The sequence below is a fragment of the Microbispora sp. ATCC PTA-5024 genome (assembly GCF_000511135.2).
Taxonomy (GTDB): domain Bacteria; phylum Actinomycetota; class Actinomycetes; order Streptosporangiales; family Streptosporangiaceae; genus Microbispora; species Microbispora corallina.
In genome coordinates this window covers 337,444-356,296 of sequence record NZ_KI866524.1, presented here as the reverse complement: position 1 = coordinate 356,296, position 18,853 = coordinate 337,444, and the positions used below count along the sequence as shown (strand labels likewise).

Annotated in this window: 15 protein-coding genes; 9 read left to right on the top strand and 6 right to left on the bottom strand. The window is 72.8% G+C overall.

The genetic code is table 11. The features are described from left to right. The 3 genes from MPTA5024_RS42460 to MPTA5024_RS22320 form a co-directional block, all read right to left on the bottom strand. Window positions 1–1,622, bottom strand: a 1,622-nt coding sequence (locus MPTA5024_RS42460; protein WP_036327677.1) for a right-handed parallel beta-helix repeat-containing protein, incomplete at its 3' end; no start/stop codon positions are given. Between the two features lie 140 nt (window positions 1,623–1,762). After that, window positions 1,763–4,654 (bottom strand): glycosyl hydrolase family 95 catalytic domain-containing protein, encoded by a 2,892-nt coding sequence (locus MPTA5024_RS22325; RefSeq protein ID WP_036327676.1) that lies wholly within the window; start codon window positions 4,652–4,654, stop codon window positions 1,763–1,765. Between the two features lie 485 nt (window positions 4,655–5,139). Continuing rightward, a complete protein-coding gene (locus tag MPTA5024_RS22320; protein ID WP_036327674.1) occupies window positions 5,140–6,033 on the bottom strand; it encodes a LysR family transcriptional regulator in 894 nt (297 codons plus the stop codon). A gap of 72 nt (window positions 6,034–6,105) precedes the next feature. On the opposite strand from MPTA5024_RS22320, the gene MPTA5024_RS22315 reads away from it, so the two are divergent. The 5 genes from MPTA5024_RS22315 to MPTA5024_RS22295 all read left to right on the top strand — a co-directional run bounded on the left by MPTA5024_RS22315 (window position 6,106) and on the right by MPTA5024_RS22295 (window position 9,720). After that, complete coding sequence (locus MPTA5024_RS22315; RefSeq protein ID WP_036327672.1) at window positions 6,106–6,513, top strand: RidA family protein; 408 nt, start codon at window positions 6,106–6,108, stop codon at window positions 6,511–6,513. Window positions 6,514–6,599: 86 nt separating this feature from the next. Next, complete coding sequence (locus MPTA5024_RS22310; protein WP_036327669.1) at window positions 6,600–7,550, top strand: phosphotransferase family protein; 951 nt, start codon at window positions 6,600–6,602, stop codon at window positions 7,548–7,550. A gap of 63 nt (window positions 7,551–7,613) precedes the next feature. Continuing rightward, a complete protein-coding gene (locus MPTA5024_RS22305) occupies window positions 7,614–8,009 on the top strand; it encodes a DNA-binding protein (protein ID WP_232326596.1) in 396 nt (131 codons plus the stop codon). After that, on the top strand, window positions 8,006–9,142 hold the full coding sequence (locus MPTA5024_RS22300; RefSeq protein ID WP_232326595.1) for a PEP/pyruvate-binding domain-containing protein: 1,137 nt from the start codon (window positions 8,006–8,008) through the stop codon (window positions 9,140–9,142). Before MPTA5024_RS22305 ends, MPTA5024_RS22300 begins: the two co-directional genes overlap by 4 nt. Next, on the top strand, window positions 9,142–9,720 hold the full coding sequence (locus tag MPTA5024_RS22295; RefSeq protein WP_036327666.1) for a hypothetical protein: 579 nt from the start codon (window positions 9,142–9,144) through the stop codon (window positions 9,718–9,720). Before MPTA5024_RS22300 ends, MPTA5024_RS22295 begins: the two co-directional genes overlap by 1 nt. 22 nt (window positions 9,721–9,742) lie before the next feature. Here MPTA5024_RS22295 and MPTA5024_RS22290 read toward each other — a convergent pair whose 3' ends face one another. Beyond that, window positions 9,743–11,248 carry a vWA domain-containing protein gene (locus MPTA5024_RS22290; RefSeq protein ID WP_036327664.1) on the bottom strand — a complete coding sequence of 502 codons (1,506 nt, stop codon included), beginning with the start codon at window positions 11,246–11,248 and terminating at the stop codon, window positions 9,743–9,745. A gap of 205 nt (window positions 11,249–11,453) precedes the next feature. Here MPTA5024_RS22290 and MPTA5024_RS22285 point away from each other — a divergent pair, with 205 nt between their 5' ends. After that, window positions 11,454–12,089: a tetratricopeptide repeat protein gene (locus MPTA5024_RS22285; RefSeq protein ID WP_036327662.1), complete on the top strand. Its 636-nt coding sequence runs from the start codon at window positions 11,454–11,456 to the stop codon at window positions 12,087–12,089. Window positions 12,090–12,106: 17 nt separating this feature from the next. On the opposite strand, the gene MPTA5024_RS22280 is transcribed toward MPTA5024_RS22285, so the two are convergent. Together MPTA5024_RS22280 and MPTA5024_RS22275 are read right to left on the bottom strand one after the other, a co-directional pair. Beyond that, window positions 12,107–12,613 carry a DUF3291 domain-containing protein gene (locus tag MPTA5024_RS22280; protein ID WP_051458510.1) on the bottom strand — a complete coding sequence of 169 codons (507 nt, stop codon included), beginning with the start codon at window positions 12,611–12,613 and terminating at the stop codon, window positions 12,107–12,109. A 110-nt stretch (window positions 12,614–12,723) separates the two neighbouring features. Further along, entirely contained in the window at window positions 12,724–13,914 is a 1,191-nt protein-coding gene (locus MPTA5024_RS22275) for an MFS transporter (protein ID WP_036327660.1), read from the bottom strand. Between the two features lie 136 nt (window positions 13,915–14,050). Here MPTA5024_RS22275 and MPTA5024_RS22270 point away from each other — a divergent pair, with 136 nt between their 5' ends. The 3 genes from MPTA5024_RS22270 to MPTA5024_RS42455 all read left to right on the top strand — a co-directional run. After that, on the top strand, window positions 14,051–14,509 hold the full coding sequence (locus MPTA5024_RS22270) for a MarR family winged helix-turn-helix transcriptional regulator (protein ID WP_036327656.1): 459 nt from the start codon (window positions 14,051–14,053) through the stop codon (window positions 14,507–14,509). A 76-nt stretch (window positions 14,510–14,585) separates the two neighbouring features. Then, window positions 14,586–17,780 carry an FtsX-like permease family protein gene (locus MPTA5024_RS22265; RefSeq protein WP_084369912.1) on the top strand — a complete coding sequence of 1,065 codons (3,195 nt, stop codon included), beginning with the start codon at window positions 14,586–14,588 and terminating at the stop codon, window positions 17,778–17,780. Further along, a partial coding sequence (locus MPTA5024_RS42455; RefSeq protein WP_198167327.1) for a hypothetical protein occupies window positions 17,780–18,853 on the top strand: 1,074 nt, incomplete at its 3' end. The genes MPTA5024_RS22265 and MPTA5024_RS42455, both read left to right, overlap by 1 nt.

Genomic DNA, 18,853 nt, shown 5'->3' with positions numbered 1-18,853 from the left:
ACCGTGTCGATGATCTGGTTGTAGCTGATGGTGTTGTTCTTCGCCGTGGTGGTCGGCCGGTTGGGCTGGATCGAGCCTGACGATCCGTCGAAGTTCCACCACCCCCAGCCGAGCGTGATACCGGACCACGGGGCTTTTTCGATGCGATTGTGCTGGATGGTCAACGTGTCGGCGAAGTACGCCGAGATGGGGCTGTGCCCGTTGAACAAAACGGCGCTGTCGTAGATGTAGTTGTTCTTGATGTCGATGTTCTTCGGCGCTCCTTCGACCCCCACGGGATACTTCTCGTGATTCGTCGAGGTGTAGTCCCCGATGTAGACGTTCTGGGGATGGCCCACGGTGATCGCGGATCCGGCGATGTCGTTCGTGTAGTTGCCGATCACCTGGGTGTTCACCACGTCGTTGACCATGTTGATTCCGTCGACGCCGGTGTGCTGAATCCGGTTGCCCTGCAGGACGAGCCCGTCGGCGTTCTCGATCTGGATGGCGCCGGGCGCCACGTCGACGTTGCGGTAGTAGTAGGCGTGGAAGTTCTGCTTGGCGTAGGCGATCGCGCCGAGGTTGCCCTGCTGGGCCTGCTTGAACACGGAGCCGGCCACGTTGAACAGGTTCCAGTCGGAGTGCTCGACCGTGAGGCCGGAGAAGGTGATGTTCCGGACTCGACTGCTCGTGGAGGTGCCGGCGACCCGGAGAAGGGTGGACACGTTGTTCGGCGCGAAGACCGTCGCGGTCGACATGTCTTCCGAGATCGCCTTGTAGTAGTACAAGGTCTTGCTCGACTTGTCGAAGTAGAACTCGCCCGGCGTGTCCAGGAACTCGTAGGCGTTCATGACCTTGTGGGTGCCGCCGACCTGGGCGTTCCCGTTGAAGGCGCCCTGGGCGATGGCCGCACCGGGCTGCTGGAACTGGGCGATGCGGTTCGAGCCGTCAGAGGTGACCTGCTTGACTCCCACGATGGCCGTGGTCCAGGTCGTCGACGTCTCTATTTCGATGTCGTCCTGATTGGCGGCGATGGCGGGAAAATCGCTCAGACTGTACTTCGCCCCCGCGCACTGCGAACCCGATTCCCACGCCCAGGACGCCTGCCCCGCCGTGACGGTGTAGGTTCCGTAGCACCCCAGTGAGTTCATCGTCTTGGAAGCCATGTACGCCCGCTTGTCGTTGACATAGAGCGCCCGGAGCTTGTTGCTGCGATTCAGCGGCGCTTTCCAGATGTTGCCGCTGTGCTGCGTCCATCCGGTTACCTGGACGCCTCCGTTGAGGATCGGCGTCTCGTTCTGGTACGCGGCGTATATGACCCGGTAGCCATTCGTGCCGGAGTCGGCCGGAGTGAAGTCGATTGTGCTGCTGACCGGATAGTTTCCCCCGCGGAGGTACACGTAGATGTCGCCTGTCATGGTGGCGTTCACCGTGCGGACGACGTCCCTCGCGTGCTGCAGGGTTTTGAACGGTGACGTGATCGTCCCAGGGTTGGCGTCGTCGCCGTCGGGGGCGACGTAGTAGGTTGCCTGGGTCGCCGCCGAGGCCGGGATACTACTTGAGAGGGCCGGCAGCGCCACAGCGGCGACGAACACCGCGAGCGCTGCTAACCCCTTCCCGATGGTGGACAGGGCTGACTTCACGCTCTGTTTCCTTTCTGTGGTTCCGAGCAGGAGATCACCCCGCCGGGCAGAACTCATGGGGGTGTGCCATTGCGCGGGCGGAGGGACTTTTCCGTGCAGGTGCGGACATCGATCGGAGGGCCACGGCCACGTCGTCGGTGTCACACGGCGACGATCTGCCATTCCTGGTTGGCGCCGCCGTTCTCGGGCCATTGGATGATCCGGGCGCCGTCGGCCGTGGAGCCGGCTTCGACGTCCGCGCACAGCCCGTCGCCCACGTTGACGAGCCGGTAGTAGCCGCTCGTGGCCCCGGGGACGAATTTCCACCGCTGGTTCGTGCCGTTGGTGTCGGTCATCTGGACAAGGGTGGTGCCCTGATTGGCGTTCGGGCTGCTGAGGGCCTTGCCGCTGCCGACACCGGTCAGCCGGAAGGAGCCGTCGGAGTTCTGCGACAGCCGCCACTGCTGGTTGGCCCCGCCGCTCCAGGGCCACTGGACGACGGCGGCGCCGTCGGCGGTGGAGCCCCCGTAGACGTCCAGCACCTTGCCGCTGTTGCGGTTGACCAGGCGGACGACGCCGGGGGACGGGCCGCCGCCGCCCAGTTCGACGGTGATCTGGGTCGTCGTGCCCGCGGTCAGTGACACCTGTCGGGCATGGCCGCCTAACGGCGAGGCGGCGACGCCTGCGCTGGTGGTGACAGCGGCGATCCCGCGCCGGCAGATGAGCGTCACGGTCTGGGTGACGTCGGAGACGACGGTGGCGGTGGCGGTCCGGGCGCCGATGTCCCAGGTGAACGACTCGATGCGGATGCGGTTGCGGCCACGCACACCGGTGATCGTGCCCTTGGCGAGCTGATCGGGCAGCGCGGGCAGCAACTCCAGGATGCCGGGCCTGGTGTAGATCACCGCCTCGGCGAGAATCGCGGGCAGCGAGTTGGCGGCGTCGGCGTTGTAGATCGACAGGTTCGGGTTGTGCGAGGTCATCAGCGACCGGAAGATCATGTTGTTGCCCAGGATCTTCCGCAGGTTGCCGTACACGCCGGCGCCGTCCTTGAGCCGGGCTCGGGCGAGGCTGCGGTGGATGGCGCCGTGGGCCTCCCCTCCCTCGTCCCCCCGCAGATCCAGGGCGCGGCTCGCGTAGCGGATCAGGCCGGGTTCGTCCTCGGGGTTGATCTCGTGCAGCGGCCAGACCGGGTACATGTGCTGGACGTGCCGGTGGTTGTACCGGTCGGTCAGGCTGGGCCACGACCATTCCGCGAGCGCCCCGTCGCCGTTGATCCGATAGTCGGGCATCCTGGCCAGCAAGGCGGTCCAGCGCTGCACGCCCTGGCCTGGGCCCTGCTCGATGCCGAGGAAGCCGGCGGCGTCGATGGCGGCCTGCAGCGCGTGCTTGCCTGCGGCGATCTCGCCGGTCGCATTGATCGACAGTTGCCTGCCCGTGTTGCCGGGGCTGTTCTCCATGGAGAAGCACGGCACGAAGACGACCTTGCCGTTGGCGTCGGTGCGGGTGAGGAAGTCCTCGTAGAACGACGCGAGTTCGATCAGCACCGGGGCGAGCTTGGTGCGGTAGAAGGCGGCGTCCCCGCTGACCTGGTAGTACTCGAGCAGCGGATAGAGCAGCCAGTCGGCGCCGCCGATCCAGGTGTGGCCGGGGAACCCGCCGTCGAAGTGCAGCATCGTGCCGTACTCGCCGTCCGTCCGGGAGGGAGCCAGCAGGCCGCGGGTGCCGTAGAGGTTTCTCGCGTTGGTGCGCCAATCGTTGATCTGGCCGAGGATCAGGGTGAAGTACCCGTCCATGGCTTCGGTGAGGGACAGGATGTTGCCGGCGGCGACCTGGAAGTTGACGTTGGCGTCGGTGGTGAAGTCGCCGGCCCACGCCGCGTCCCAGGCGCCCGTCCACAGGCCGGTCAGCCGCGGTGGCAGGACGCCGCTGGAACTGAGGAACAGGTAGCGGCCGGAGTCGTACATCCGCTCCAGCAGCGCGAGGTCGATGACGTTGCGGTTGGCGTTCTGCCGGGCGATCAGTTCGCTGGTCGGCAGTCGCCGGTCCGCGGCGCCGACGTTCAGGTCGATGCGTGAACGGTCGTACAGCGGGGTGTGCAGGGCGGTGTGCCGCGTGAGCAGGGTCGCGTAGTCGGCGCTCAGCGCGGCCAGCGACGTGTGCAGCGGTTTCGCGTCCCACGCCGTGGACGACTCGTAGCGGTCGAGTTTGGTCAGCAGCACGAGCTTGGTCGCCGAGGCCACGACGAGGGACGACCCGCTCACCCGTACCGAACCCCCGGTCGCGACCACCCGGGTGACGCCCTCATAGCCGAACGCTCCCTGCCCGGCGGGGTATGTGCCCCGCAGATTCAGGTAGCCGTCACCGTTGCCGACCGTGGCCAGGGTGGTGAAGCCGACGGACCCCGGCACGCCGCTCAGGGCCGTGTTGACGCTCAGCGTGGTGTCGATCGTCCGGCCCGGCGCCGGAGTCAGTTCGTGGACGATCACCCGGTCGGCTCGGGAGGCGAAAGCCCGGCGCGTCCACGCACCATAGCCGTCGGTCCACGTCGAGGTGACCTCACCGGTCCTGAAATCGGTGATCCGGGCGTAGTTGCCGACCGTCGTCATCCCCGGAGTGCTGAGCTGCAGCTCATAGCCCGGATGGAAGGTCTGGGTCCAGCGCAGCGACCAGCCGGAGGTGAAGTCGCCGGTGGCACCGTTGAAGTCACCGGCGAGCGCCTTGTCCCTGACGCCCGCCAACCGGCCCGAGAGCACCGGCGGGGTCAGGTTACGGGTGCCGTTGGGCGTCACGAACCGATGATGCGTGAAGACGAGCTTCTCCAAGGTGGGCGCGCCATAGAGCATGGCCCCGTACTCGCCGTTGCCGGTCAGGAAGGCATCGGTCCAACTCGCGGCGGGGGCCGTGTCGTAGATGCCGCGTTGCGGCAGCGTCGCCTGCGGCGGCACGGCGGCGGCCGCCCGGTCAGCGGACATCGCCGAAGGAAGCGCGGCGGCGCCGACGGTCGCCGCCGTGGTGGAGATGAAGCGTCGGCGGTTCAGCGGCACGCTCATGGAGCTCCTGATGGCGCGTTCGGGGGTGATGCTTCTCGGCTGTGCCGCCCCGGCTGGTCCGCCGCCGCGGTACGGCCGCCGTCCGACGGGGACGCCGCTGATGCGGGTGAAAAGGGGTGCCTCCGAAGGCAGGAACACTTGTGGTGTGTGTCTGGAGGACATCCCATGAATGGGCTCGGTTTCGTGCAACGTATGACGTCTGATGTCTTGGGTCAAGAAACAATTGTGAGCGCCCCGTAACATGGCCCGGTCGGCAGGACGGCCGACGACTCTTGCCGTATCTTGCTGAAACTTTCATCGGCAGGGAGGGTGAGCGCCGGGCGACGGCGAGGGGTGCGCCTACTGTCGGTTGCTTTCCCGTGCATCCGTGGGCGCGACGTGCCGCGCGGGGAGTCATCCCATCTTTGGCCGGGAAACCGGCAGGCACCAAGCCTCCGGAGTACGTGGACGGCGCCCGGCCGATGTGCGGAGAGGGCGGAGGAGGTTCAGGGTTCGCTGCGGGCGATCTCCAGGAATCGCGTGACCAGCGGGTTCTGGTCGTCGTGACGCCAGGCCACCGCGACGGTGGTGCGTGCGCTGTTCGGTTCGATCCGGCGGTATGCGACACCGTCGAGGCGGATCCGGCGAATGCTCGCAGGGCCGAGTGACACTCCCAGTCCTGCCTCGACGAGCGCGCAGACCGTCTGCCATTCGACCGCCTGCTGGCCGAGGCGGGGTTCGAAACCCGCACTGCGGCACACGTCGAGGATCCGGTCGTGGAACATCGGTCCGGCACTGCGAGGCAGCAGCACGAACGGTTCGTCCGCGAGTGCTTTGATCGGCAGGACGCGCTGGGCCGCAAGGGGGTGGGCGGCCGGCAGGACCGCGACGAACTCCTCGGACACGATCGTCTCGGTCGCCAGCCCCGGCTCGTCCGGCGGCTCGCGCAGGAGCCCGACGTCGATCACCTGCTCGTGCAGAGCGGCCACCTGCGGCACCGTGGTCATCTCACGGATCTCCATCTCCACCTGGGGAAACCGATCGCGGTAGGCGTGCAACAAGCCCGGCAGGACGGTCAGCGCAAGCGATGCGGCGAAGCCGATCCGGATCAGACCGGCCTCACCGCCGCCGATGCGCCGGGCCGTGTCCAGGCCGGCGGCGATCTCGTCGAGTGCGCGCCGAGCGGCGGGCAGGAGTTGGCGCCCTGCCGCGGTGAGGGCGACCGCGCCGGGTCCTCGTGTGAACAGCGGGTGCCCGACCTTCGCCTCCAGGCGGCGGATCTGCTGGCTGAGCGGCGGTTGCGCGATGCCCAGCCGCTCCGCGGCGCGCCCGAAGTGGAGTTCCTCGGAGAGGACCGCAAAGGCGTGAAGCTGCTGGAGGCTGAGCTCGGGACGGTCCATACCTTCAGAGATATCAGATGACCCTCGATGAGGTATTGGACATATCGCTGCCGCTTGCCTACCTTTCGCCGCATGACAGAACGACGCGTGATCGTGAGTGGATCCACCTTCGAAGAGGAGATCGGCTACGCGCGAGCGGTGATCGACGGCGACTGGGTGCATGTGTCCGGGACGACCGGGTTCGACTACGCGACCATGACGATCTCCGACGACGTGGTCGAGCAGGCCGAGCAGTGCCTGCGCAACGTCGAATCGGCGCTGGCCGAGGCGGGCTGCTCGTTCGCCGACGTCGTCCGGGTCAGATACCTGGTGCCCGATCGTGAGGACTTCCAGCCGTGCTGGCCGGCCCTGCGCCGCTGCTTCGGCGACATCCGCCCGGCCGCGACGATGCTGGTGTGCGGCCTGGCCGATTCCCGCATGAAGATTGAGATCGAGGTGTACGCACGACGGTCCGCAGCGCCGAGGCCCGTGCCCGCTTGACCCTGGAGGTCCTGGCGGCGGGCGGGAGGGCGCTTGGCAGCAGGTGTCTGCCGCCCTACTGTCTCTGACGTGGCCGGGGTCCCGAAATGAGGTGGCTGGACGGGTGCTCCGCCGAGGCGCTCGGTGAGGCGCTGCGGGTCGTGGCGCCGGAGCTTGCCGGATGCTCCATCAGGCTTCCCGGGGCGGCCGGCGAGGAGGACCCCCTGTGGCAGTCGTCCAGCGCGGTCGTCGGTGAGCGGTTCATCGCGAAGTTCGCGTGGTCGCGCCCTGCCGCCCTGCGCCTGGCGCGCGAGATCCGCATCGTGACCGCGCTCGCGCGCGTACCGCGGGTGCCGTTCCTGCCCGAGGTGGTCGCCTGCGCCATGGACCCGCTGCTGCTGGTCACCAGGCGCGTGCCGGGGAGGTCCCTGTTCGAGGTCGCCGGCTCGATCGACCGCGACCGCGCCGGCGGGCAGCTCGCGTGCTTCCTCGCGGCCCTGCACGACCCGGCGGCGCTCGCGCGCGCCGAGGACGCGGTCGGCAGGATCGACGGTGCACAACTGCCGCCGGCCACGACCGCGGCGTTGCGCGACCGGTTCGCGCGCTGGATTCGGCCCGATCAGCGTCGCGAGGTTATGCGCTGGTGCGACTGGGCCGACGCGGTCCTGGCCCGCCCCGGCCCGGCGGTGCTGGTGCACGGCGATCTGCACGGTGACAACCAGGTGTGGGACGGTGACCGGCTGCGGCTGGTGGTGGACTTCGAGACCGCCGGAGCCGCCGAGCCGGAGTACGACCTGCGTACCTTTCCGGGCCCCGGGATGGGCCCCGGCCTCGAGCTGCTGACGGCGGTCATGCGTGAGTACCGGCGGATCACCGGTCGGCCGCTGTCCGCCGCCCGGGTCATGGCCTGGCATCTGCGCACCGCGCTCGGCGATGCGCTGTGGCGGGCCGAGGCCGGCATCCCGCTGGCGGACCACCGGACACCGCCGGAGTGGGTCGAGGACCTGGCCATGCGCTTCAGCGCGCTGGGCGTCGACCCCGCGGCCCGCCCGGCTTAGCGCGCCGCCCCGAAATTCAACGGCTTGTTGACAAACAGGTTGTTGAAAGGACACGCTGGCGACGTGCGTGAAGGATCGGACGACCAGGCGGCGGGCGCCCTCGAACGGTGGGCGCGAGACCGGTTGACCACACGCGGCGGCGACGATCTGCCTCGACTGCCGTGGCTGGCCGACGGCCAGCCGCACGACGCGGTCACGCTGATCCGCCAGGCGTTGTGGCGAGCCGCAACCGACCGGGGGGCGCTGGAGCTGCCCGACGATCTGCTGGCGGCGATCGCGCTGCTGGCCGCCGCCCGCGCCGAGCTCGACCAGATCGAGGCGGGCCTGCTGTTCGTCGCCCGCGCCGAGGGCCTGACCTGGGCCCAGATCGCGCGGCCGCTGGGCCTGCGGTCCGCCCAGGCGGCGCAGCAGCGGCACGAGCGCGTGCTGGCCCGGCTCGACGGGGACGACGGTCCGTGAGCGTCGTCCCGCTCATGAACGCGGGCCCCGAGTGCGGCGGCAAGGCCCACGGGCTCGCCGTCCTGCTGCGCGCCGGCCTTCCCGTCCCGGACGGGTTCGTCGTCACCGTCCGGGACGTCGACCCCCGGCTGGTCGCCGAGCACCTGTGCCGGCTGCGCGGCCGGGCGGTCGCCGTACGGTCGTCGGGGCTCGCCGAGGACTCCGCGACGGCGTCCTTCGCCGGGCAGTTGCACACCGTCCTCGGCTCCCGGGGCCTGGACGAGGTCATGGCCGCGATCCGGGCCTGCGCCGCTTCGTCGTCCACGGACAGGGCGCGCGGTTACCGGGCACACCTCGGCCTCGACGACGAGCCCGCCGCGCTGGTGCTCGTGCAGGAGCTCGTCGAGGCCGACCGGGCGGGGGTGCTGTTCACGCGCGACCCCCGCACCGGCGCCGACGCTGTGGTGATCAACGCGTCCTGGGGCCTCGGGGAGTCCGTCGTCTCCGGCGCCGTGGTCCCCGACGAGGTCGTCGTGACCCCGCCGGCGGACACGGTCCGGCTCACCGTGGGGTCCAAGCGGACCCGGCTCGACCTGCGCGAGGACGGGCTGGTTCGCTCGCCCGTCCCCGAACCGGACCGTACCCGGGGCTGCGTGACACCCGGGGAGGTGCGCCGGCTCGTCGCGCTCGGCCGGCGGTGCGAGGACCTCTTCGGCCGCCCCCAGGACGTCGAGTGGGCGGCGCGCGACGACCGGCTCTGGCTGCTGCAGGCACGCCCGATCACCGCCGTCGGCGTCCCGGCCGCCGTGGACGGCCGGGACCCGGCTCGTCCGCTGGTCACGGGTGTGCCCAGCAGTCCCGGGCGGGCGCGGGGACCGGCACGCGTCGTGCGTTCGGTCGACGAGTTCGCCCGCGTCCGGCGCGGCGACGTCCTCGTGTGCCGGACCACCGACCCGGCCTGGACCCCGCTGTTCCGCCTCGCCGCCGGCGTCGTCACCGAGAGCGGCGGCGTCCTCAGCCACGCGGCGATCGTCGCGCGGGAGTTCGGGATCCCCGCCGTCGTCGGCGCCCACGAGGCCATGAGCAGCGTGACCGACGGCGCGCCCGTCACCGTCGACGGCACCGCCGGCACCGTCACCGGAGGATGCGTCTGATGGCCCACTCGTCTCCCGCCGACCTGCTGGTGCTCCACGCGGTACGGCTGAAGGGGTTCGCCGACACGGCCGCCGTCGCCGCCCGGTTCGGCCTCGACACCGAGCGAACCCAAGAGGACCTCCTCGACGCCCAGGCGTACGGCTGGGTCAGCAGATCCTCCTTCGCCGATACGGCCGGGTGGTCGCTCACCGAGACCGGGTACCGGCACAACGAGGCCCGGCTCCGCGACGAGCTCGACCGCGCGGGCGCCCGCGCGACCGTCGCCGCCGTCCACGATCGGTTCCTTCCTCTCAACGGACGAGCGTCGCAGCTTTTCACCGCGTGGCAGCTGGGGTCCGGCGGCGCCACGGACGTCTTCGGCGACCTTGCCGGCCTCGCCGGCGAGCTGCGCGACCTCGAACGGCCCCTGGCCGCGTCCCTGGGCCGGTTCGCCGGCTACCACGACCGGTTCGCCGCCGCGCTGGCCCGGGCGGCCCGTGATCCGGCGTGGATCACCGGCGTCGACGTCGACTCGTGTCACCGGGTCTGGTTCGAGCTCCACGAGGACCTGATCGCGACGCTCGGCGTCACGCGGTAGCCGCGCCCTCGCCGGTGCCGCGTCAGCCCAGGTCGCGGGCCCGGCCCAGCAGCGCGGCCAGCTCCGCCACGGCGGGATCCTCCGTCTGCGCGGACAGATGGGTGGCCTCGTCGGCGAGCTCGGCGAGGCTCCAGGTCGCGCCGCCGCCGGACCAGCGGCCGCGCAGGTGCTCGGCGAAGCCGGCGGCCACCGCGTCGACCTGGAGGCGGACCGGAGCGTCCTCCCAGAGGGCCGGGGACAGGGCGGACACGTCGACGCTCCTGACGGCCTCGGCCGGCTGCCGGCTGTCGGGGTCCAGCCAGCGCACCGTCGCCGTGGCGAGCCGGCCGCCCGCGTCCGGGCGCAGGCGCACCCGGTAGAGCGCGGTGACCGCGTGGCCGGGACCGATCTCGCCGCCGTCGACCGCGTCGTCGCGGAACGCCTCCGAGGTCAGCGCGCGGTCCTCGTAACCGAGCAGCTCGTACGACTCGACCGCCGAGGGGTCGAAGGCCACCTGCGCCTTGGCGTCCCGGGCGCGCACCTCGAGGGTGGTGGTGAGTTTCTCGGAGAAGACCGTGCGCACGTCGTCCTCGGTGGAGACGTACACGGCGGCGCCGTCGCCCTTGTCCGCGAGCTGCTCCATCAGCTGGTCGCCGTACTCGCGGCCGACGCCGACGCACAACAGGGTGATCTTCTTGCCCGCCTGCGCGCTCACGCGGTCGAGGATCGCCTGCCAGCTGGTCTCGCCGGTGTTGGCCAGGCCGTCGGAGAGCAGGATGACGCGGTTGGTGGCGTCCGCCCGGAACGCGCCTGCCGCCTGGCGGTAGCCGGCGTCGAGGCCGTCCGACACGTTGGTCGATCCCTCGGCGCTCAGCCTCTCGATCGCCTCGTGCAGGGCGGCGCGGGAGGTGACCGGGGGGGTCATCCCGGCGATCACCCGGGCCTGCTCGTTGAACGACACGATGGACACCTGGTCGCCGGGCACGAGCTGGTCGACGAGCGTGTGGAGCGCGCGGCGGACGAGGTCGAGCCGGCCGGGCTCGGCCATGGATCCGGAGACGTCCACCACGAAGGTGAGGCTCACCGGGCGTCGCTCCGACGCGTCCGGGGCGCGGGTCTGCAGGCCGACGCGGACCAGCGCGGTTTCCTTGTCCGGCAGCCTCGCCCCGTCGAGGTGGACGGCGAAGCCGTCGTCGTCCGGCTCCTCGTAGTCCTGGCGGAAGGCGTTGACGAACTCCTCCGTGCGGACCTGTCCCGGCTCCGGCCAGCGACCCTCCAGCAGGGCGCGGCGCGCGTAGCCGTAGGAGGCCGTGTCGACGTCCAGCGCGAAGGTCGACGGCTCCTCGGCACCGTGCGGTCCGGTCGGCTGGACGGGCGACGGGGCGGCCTGGCCGCCGGTGACGTCCTGCCGGACGGAGCCGGGGGCCTTCCGGGGGAGATCCGGCGCCTGCGCGCCGCCCGCGGGGGTGCTCCCCTGGCTCCCGCCACAGGCCGTGGCGAACACCAGCGCGATCAGGACCAGGGCCGCGCGGATGGCCGGCTTCGTCATGGGACCTCCCAGGCTTCGTCCACGCTCTTGGACGGTCCCGCGGACGGCGTGGCCGCGCCGGTCATCCAAGTGAGGGCGAACCGTGCCCGGCTTGTGATCATCCATGTCCGGTCCGTCACAGCGGTCTCACCTGTCACAGGCGTCGGCGAGACGTGCCGCAGTTGTGATCTTCTAGGGTTCGGCGACGACCTGTGGACGGAGTGACATGGACGATCGAATCGAACGGGCCAGGCTGCTGTACGAGCAGGCCGTCTTCGGCGGGGACGCCGGCGCCGTGGACGCGGCCGACCGGGTGCTCGACGAGGTCGAGGCGGATCTCGCGCTCGCCCGGGGCCGGGTCGTGCACGCCCGGTTCCTGCAGAGCGGCCGGGAGGACCCGCGCGCTCTGGCGATGTTCGAGCGCGCGGCCGAGCTGTACCGCGGCCTGGGGAACGGACGCGGCGAGGCCGAGGCGCTGTTCTGGGTGGGGACCTTCCACCAGGTCGTCCGGGGGGACGACGCGGCCGCGGTCCCGGTGCTCGAACGGTCCCGCAGCGAGGCGGTGCGGGCGGGCGACGACCTGACGGCGTCGTACGCCCTGCGGCACCTCGGGATCGCGGAGCACAGGGCCGGCCGCCTCGACGCGGCGCGGGAACGGCTGGAGGAGTCCACCCGCATCCGCCGCGAGCTCGGGTTCCTGCCGGGCGTCGCCGCGAACCTCGTGGGGCTCGCCCACATCACGGCCGGGGAGGGCCGCCGCGACGAGGCGCTGGCCCTGCTGGACGAGGCGCGTTCCGTCGCCGAGGCCGCAGGGGCGCACGGCATCGTCCGGCACGTCGAGGAGGCGCGCGGACGGCTGTAGCGGTCCGCCCCCCCTCGTCAGGGCCCGGCGGCTCCGGCTCGTCCGCTCTCCTGGGGGACGTCCGGACGTCCGTCGGCGGTGAAGCGACGGCGGACGGTGAACGCCTGCGGGGTCGGGCCGTGGCGCCGCAGGTGGCCGAGCCGGGCGACGGCCTCCTCGACGGTGGGGCGGCGCCCCTCCGGGACCCACCAGAGGGCGGTGGCCGGCGGCGGGAGCGGGGCGAACCACTGCGCGCGGCGTCTCAGGTAGTGGCCGTGGCGGCTGCGATAGGTGAAGTCGTGCAGGTCCTGGTAGGTGGCCCAGACGGACAGGTTGAAGATGACCGGCGGGTCGCCGAGCAGGTCGGACGTCGGGAAGTGGCCGTCGGCCGTCTCGTACTGCCAGACGAACCCCGGCGAGCGCTTGGCGAGGGCGGTGATGCGGGCGATCGCGCCGGTGAACTCGTCCAGCCGCGGGTCGTGGGCGGGATGAAGCGGGCGGGCGACGTTGATCTGAGCCAGCTGCGGGCTCGCCCCTTCGGCCATGGGGGCACGCTATCGCCACCCCCGCCGCCCCGGCCAGGGCGCCTGGGGCCTGACCTCGCGCGGCCTGACCTCGCGCGGCCTGACCCCGCGCGATCCGGGCGCCGCGCCGGTCAGGGCCTCGGAGCGGCCGTGACAGGGACGGCGGGGGCGGACGCGGCGGGACGCCGTTCCAGGGCGGCGGACAGGACGGCGAGTAGGAGGGCGGAGGCGGCGAGCGCGGCGCCCACCCAGTTCGGGGCGGTGTAGCCGAAGCCGGCCGCGATGACGAGGCCGCCGAGCCAGGCGCTCAGGGCGTTGCCGAGGTTGAAGGCGCCGATGTTGACGGCGGAGGCCAGCGTGGGGGCGCCCTGCGCCTGGTCGAGCACGCGCTTCTGCAGCGGCGGCACGGTGGCGAAGCCGAGCGCGCCGATCAGGGCGACCGTCACCGCGGCGGCGGCCTTCCCGTGCGCGGTCACCGTGAACGCGGCGAGGACCAGGGCCAGGGCGCCCAGTGAGGCGAACAGCATCGGCATGAGCGCGCGGTCGGCGAGCCTGCCGCCGATCAGGTTCCCGGCGACCATGCCGAGGCCGAACAGGACGAGCAGCCAGGTGACCGAGCTCTCCGCGAAGCCGGTGACGCCGGTCGCCATCGGCGCGATGTAGGTGACGGCCGCGAACACCCCGCCGAAGCCGAGCACGGTCATGGCCATCGCCAGCAGCACCTGCGCGTTGCGGAACGCGGCCAGTTCGTGCCGCAGCCGCACGCCCTCGGGCCGGGGCAGCTCGGGGACCAGCAGGGCGATGCCGGCCAGCCCGGCGACGCCCAGCGCCGCGACGATGGCGAACGTGACGCGCCACCCGGCGGTCTGGCCGACCAGGGTGCCGAGCGGCACGCCCACGACGTTGGCGACCGTGAGCCCGGTGAACATGGTCGCGATGGCTCCGGCCTTCTTCTCCGGGGCGACCAGCTCGGCCGCGACGACCGAGCCGATGCCGAAGAACGCGCCGTGGGCGAGCGAGGCGATGACGCGGCCTGCCAGCATCACCTCGAAGGCCGGCGCCGTGGCCGACACCAGGTTGCCGGCGACGAACAGCGCCATGAGCAGCATCAGCATGCGCTTGCGGGACAGCCGGGTGCCCAGCACGGTCATCGGCAGGGCGCCGACCACGACGCCGAGCGCGTACCCCGTCACGAGCAGCCCGGCCGTCGGGACGGAGACGCCGAACTCCGCCGCGACCTGCGGCAAGAGGCCCATGATCACGAACTCTGTCGTCCCGATACCGAAGGCCCCGTTGGCGAGGGCCAGAAGCGCGAGAGGCATGTGGACATCCCCGAATCGATTGCACGAGCGGTTGGCGAGACCAGACAATAGTTGCGTAAGCATGTAGTTGCAAACGCGGGCTATTGCGCTCGTGGCATATCCTGGAGGCAGACGCTCCGGACCGAGGAAGACCGCGATGACAGCCACAGATCCCGCCCTCACCGCCCTGGCCCAGGGCTGGTGCGCGCTCTCCCTGCTGCACGAGAGGATCGAGGCCTACATCGAGCGCGCCCTGCAGAGCAGGCACGGCCTGAGCGTGCGGGAGTACTCGCTGCTCAACACCCTCAGCCGGCAGCACGACGGTCCCGGCGGCCACCTGCAGATGAAGCAGGTCGCCGACGCCGTCGTGCTCAGCCAGAGCGCGACGACCCGGCTGGTGACCAGGCTGGAGGACCGGGGCCTGCTCACCCGCTACCTGTGCCCGACCGACCGCCGCGGCATCTACACGGACGTCAGCCCGGCGGGACTCGCGCTCCTGGAGAAGGCCCGGCCCACCAACGACGCCGCCCTCCGCGAGGCCCTCGACGAGGCGGCGCGCAACCCGGAGCTCGCCCCCCTCGTCAGGGCGGTGGAGTCGCTGCACACGCTCGTCTGAATTCCCCCGGGCCACCTTTCAAGGTCCATCTCCTCCCGAATAGGCTTCTACACCTTGAGCCGAGGGGGGAACGGGAATGGCTGCGGGGCGTGGGGCACGGGTGCCGCTCGTGTTCCGGCGGGCGGCCGGTGAGCCGCTCCTGCTCCTCGGGGCGTTCGGCTCGGTGCTGCTGGCCACCACCGCGCTCGTCGCGCTGATCGCGTACGCCTCCGCGGTGACCGAGGCGGGCGTGCGGCGCGCGATGCGGGTGGCGCCGCTGTCCGCGACCGCGGCCACCGTGACCGCGCCCGTCTCCGCCGGCGACCTCGGGCGCGTCGACGCCGCCGTCCGGGCCCGGCTCCGCCAGGCGTACGGCGGGCGGCCGGCCGAGGTGTCCCTGTCCATCTCCTCCGACTCGTACGCCCTCCCCGGGCAGGAGCGCCGCGAGCGGCCCGACCTGACCAGGTTCGCCACGTACGAGGGCGTCGAGGGGCGGGCCCGGCTGGTCGCGGGCGCCTGGCCGCGTGACGGCGGCGCGCTGGAGGTCGCGCTCTCCCCGCCGGCCGCCCGCGCGATGCGGCTGCGGGTCGGCGACGGCTTCACGGTGGTCGGGCGGCTGAGCCACGAGCCGGTGCGGGCGCGGGTGAGCGGCCTGTTCGAGCTGCGGGAGCCGTACGACGAGCGGTGGGAGGGCGACGAGCTGCTGCGGCGCGGCGTGGAGAGGGGCAACTACACCACCTACGGTCCGCTCGTGGTCACCCCGGACGCCTTCCGGCAGCGCTTCGCGACCGACGTGTCCGCCACCTGGCTGGCCGTGCCCGACCTGCGGAATCTCTCCCGCGACGGGGTGCGGCCGCTCGCCGGCTCGGTCGCGACGCTCGGCGCGGGGTTGCGGGCCGACTGCGCGGCGTGCGCCGTGTTCACCGCCCTGCCCGACACCCTGAACCGGCTCGACGAGGCCGCGCTGGTCGGGCGCTCCACGATGCTGGTCCCGGTCCTGCAGGTGCTGCTGCTCGCCGCGTACGCGCTGACGCTGACGGCCCGGCTGCTGGCCGACCGCAGGCGGATGGAGGTGGCGCTGCTGCGCTCGCGGGGGGCGGGCAGCGCCAGGCTCGCCCTGCTGGCGGGTTACGAGGCGCTGCTGGTGGCCCTGCCCGCGGCGGTGGTCGCGCCGCTGCTCGCGCCGTGGGCGCTGCGGGCCGTGGACGCGATCCCGTGGCTGCAGGCGTCGGGGGTGCGGCTGGCGCCGGTCCCGGACGCGTCCGCCTTCCTGGTCGCCGCCGCGGTGGCGCTCGGGTGCGCGGTGCTGCTCACGCTGCCCGCGATGCGCGGCGCCCGGCGCACCTACGTCGAGGAGCAGGCCGCGCGCGGCCGGGGCGACCGGCGCGGCGCGATCCAGCGGGCGGGCGGCGACGTGGCGCTGCTCGCGGTGTCGGCGCTCGCCCTGTGGCAGCTCGGCCGGTACGGCGGCCCGGTCACCGCCACCGCCTCGGGCGGGCTGGGGATCGACCCCCTCATCGTGGCGGGCCCGGCGCTCGCGCTGCTGTGCGGCGGCATGCTGGGCCTGCGCCTGGTGCCGGTGGTGTCCGGGACCGCCGAGCGGATCACTTCGCGGCGCCGCGGTCTCGCCCCCGCGCTCGGGGCGTGGCAGGTCAGCCGCAGGCCGCTGCGGTACGCGGGACCGGTGCTGCTGCTCACCATGGCCGTGGCGATCGGGGTGGTGTCGCTGGCCACCTCCGCGACCTGGCGCCGCTCACAGGAGGACCAGGCGCGCCACCAGGCGGGCGCCGACCTCCGGGTCACGGCGCCGGTGGACGCGCCCGGTCTGGGCACGCTCGGCCGGGGCGCGTTGTACGCCGCGCTGCCAGGGGTCACGGCGGCCGTGCCCGTCCAGCGCGAGAATGTGGACGTCGCGGGCACCCGGGTGACCCTGCTGGCCGCGGACGCCCGGCGGCTCGACGGCCTCGTGCTGTGGCGGCCCGACCTGGCGTCCGCCCCACTGGGCCGCCTCGCCGGCGGGCTCGCCGCCGCGCGCCCCGCGTACGCGGGCGTGCCGGTCCCGGGCAGCCCGGGGGCGCTGTCATTGAAGGTGCGGCTCTCGATGACCGCGAAGGCGGCCGGGGACGCCCGGCTGCGCCTCGTCGTGAGCGACGCCTTCGGCGCGGTCCAGGAGCTGGACGGCGGGCCGCTGCGCCCCGGCGCCCACGACGTGCGCTACGACCTGGCCGGGGCCGCCGGGCGGTCGGGCAGGCTCGCCGGGCCCCTCGCCGTACGGGGACTTCTGCTGGATCTGCCGGACGGCGCGGCGGACGCGTCGCTGGTCGTGGACGCGATGCGCACCGACACCGGGCAGGACGTGCCGCTGCCCGCGGAGTGGACGGCCTGGACGGCGTCGGGGCGGTCTCCCGCCACGTCGGCGGCCCTCACCGTCCACGTGCCGCAGGAGGCCGGCGGCCCCGCCACCGGCGCGCCGCGCCCTGCCCTGCTGCCGGGGGACTCCTCGGTGAAGGCGCTGCCGGTCGTCGTCACCGCGGATCTCGCCGCACAGGCCGGCCTGCGCCCGGGCGTCACCGCGTCGGTGGCCCTCGCCGGCGTCCCGACGCCCGTGGTGCCCGTCGCCGTCGTCCCCGCGCTGCCGGGGACGTCCGCCGGCCAGCCGGCCGTCCTGGCCGACCTGCCCACGCTGACCGCGCTCGACCTGTCCCGCGGGCGCAGCCCGCGCCCGGTCTCGGAGTGGTGGCTGTCCACGCGCGCCGGCGACACCTCGCGCGCGGTGGCTCAGCTGGGCCGAAACCCCGAGTGGGGAAGGACCGCGGCCGACCGGGCGGCGCTCGTCCGCGCGCTGCGCGACGACCCGCTCGCGAGCGGGCTGCAGGGCGCGCTCGTGCTCGGCTTCCTCGCGGCGCTGGTCTTCGCGGTGCTCGGGTTCCTGGTCAACGCCGCCGTGTCGGCGCGCGAGCGCCGGGCCGAGTTCGCCCTGCTGCGCGCCATCGGCGTCGCGCACCGGCAGCTGTTCGGGCTGCTCGCCGTCGAGCAGGCGTTCATCGCCGGGCTGTCGCTGGCGGGCGGCACCGTGCTCGCCGTCGTCGTGGCCGTGCTGGCGGTGCCGCACCTCGTGCTGACCGGGCAGGCGGGCGCCGTCGCGCCGGCGGTGGTGCTGGACATCCCATGGGCGCCCACCGCCGCCCTGCTCGCCGCCGTCGCCGCCGTGCTGTTCTGCGTCGTGGTGGGGCTCGCCCGCGCCGCTCGCCGGCAGGGCCTCGGCCGCGCGCTGCGCATGGGGGAGGACTGATGCCGTTCACGCTGCTGCGGGCGCACCGGGGGACGGCCGCCGTGCTCGCCGTGCTGGCCTTCAGCGCGGCGCTGCTGCTGGCGGCGCTGCCCCGCGCGTTCGAGCGGGCCTACGACGGCGCCCTCGGCCGCGTGCTCGCCGGAGGCGGCGCCGACCTCACCGACCTCACCGTCGAGCTGCGGGCGCACCCGCTCGACCCGCCGCTCACCGACCCCGGCCAGTTCGCCGCGTTCGACGCGCGGGTGCGGAAGGCCCTGCCGCCCGCGCTGCGGGCCGTGGTGGTGCCGGGCGGGACGGGCCACCACGGCGCCTGGACCTACGGCACGCCCGTCACCGGCCGGGTCGGGGAGCGCATGTGGACGGGCCAGTTCTTCGACCTCGCCTGGCTGACCGGCGCCGACCGCCGGGTCAGGTACGTCGAGGGGACCGCCCCCGGGCCCGCCGGCCACGTGACGCTCGGCGGCCGGGACGTCGTCAGGTACGACGTCGGGGTGATCCGCGAGGCGGCGTCCATGATGGGCCTGCGGGTCGGCACGACGCTGCTGCTCGGCCCCAAGGGGGCACTGGCCGCCCGCGTCACCGGCTTCTACGAGCTCACCGACCCGAAGGACCCCTTCTGGGACCACAACCGCGGGGTCACGCACGTCGACGTCCGGCACGTCGGCACCTCCGACCAGTTCTGGGTCACCGCGCTCACCGGCCCGGACGCGCTGAGGTTCCTGAAACCCGACCTCGACCTGCGCTACACGTGGGTGCTCGGCGTCGACAGGACGGCGCTGACCGCCGGCACGGCGGGGGACGCGGCGGCCGCCGTCGACCGGTACGACCGGCTCCTCGCCGGCTGGTCCTCCGGGCACAGCAGCTACACGCTGCACACGTCGCTGCCGCTGATGCTCGGCGGCTTCCTCAAGCAGCTGGCGACCGCCGGGACGCTGGTCCTCGTCGTGCTCGGCGGGCTCGTGCTCGTCGCGGTCGGGGTGGTCGCGCTGGCGGCGCGGCTGCTGACCGACCGGATGGCCCCGGCGCTGTCGCTGATGCGCGCCCGCGGCGGCGGCCTCGCGCGCGCGTCGCCG

Coding starts and splice junctions, on each gene's coding strand:
- MPTA5024_RS22325 (WP_036327676.1), bottom strand. CDS start 4,654: ATGAGCGTGCCGCTGAACCGCCGACGCTTCATCTCCACCACGGCGGCG.
- MPTA5024_RS22320 (WP_036327674.1), bottom strand. CDS start 6,033: ATGGACCGTCCCGAGCTCAGCCTCCAGCAGCTTCACGCCTTTGCGGTC.
- MPTA5024_RS22315 (WP_036327672.1), top strand. CDS start 6,106: ATGACAGAACGACGCGTGATCGTGAGTGGATCCACCTTCGAAGAGGAG.
- MPTA5024_RS22310 (WP_036327669.1), top strand. CDS start 6,600: ATGAGGTGGCTGGACGGGTGCTCCGCCGAGGCGCTCGGTGAGGCGCTG.
- MPTA5024_RS22295 (WP_036327666.1), top strand. CDS start 9,142: ATGGCCCACTCGTCTCCCGCCGACCTGCTGGTGCTCCACGCGGTACGG.
- MPTA5024_RS22290 (WP_036327664.1), bottom strand. CDS start 11,248: ATGACGAAGCCGGCCATCCGCGCGGCCCTGGTCCTGATCGCGCTGGTG.
- MPTA5024_RS22285 (WP_036327662.1), top strand. CDS start 11,454: ATGGACGATCGAATCGAACGGGCCAGGCTGCTGTACGAGCAGGCCGTC.
- MPTA5024_RS22280 (WP_051458510.1), bottom strand. CDS start 12,613: ATGGCCGAAGGGGCGAGCCCGCAGCTGGCTCAGATCAACGTCGCCCGC.
- MPTA5024_RS22275 (WP_036327660.1), bottom strand. CDS start 13,914: ATGCCTCTCGCGCTTCTGGCCCTCGCCAACGGGGCCTTCGGTATCGGG.
- MPTA5024_RS22270 (WP_036327656.1), top strand. CDS start 14,051: ATGACAGCCACAGATCCCGCCCTCACCGCCCTGGCCCAGGGCTGGTGC.
- MPTA5024_RS22265 (WP_084369912.1), top strand. CDS start 14,586: ATGGCTGCGGGGCGTGGGGCACGGGTGCCGCTCGTGTTCCGGCGGGCG.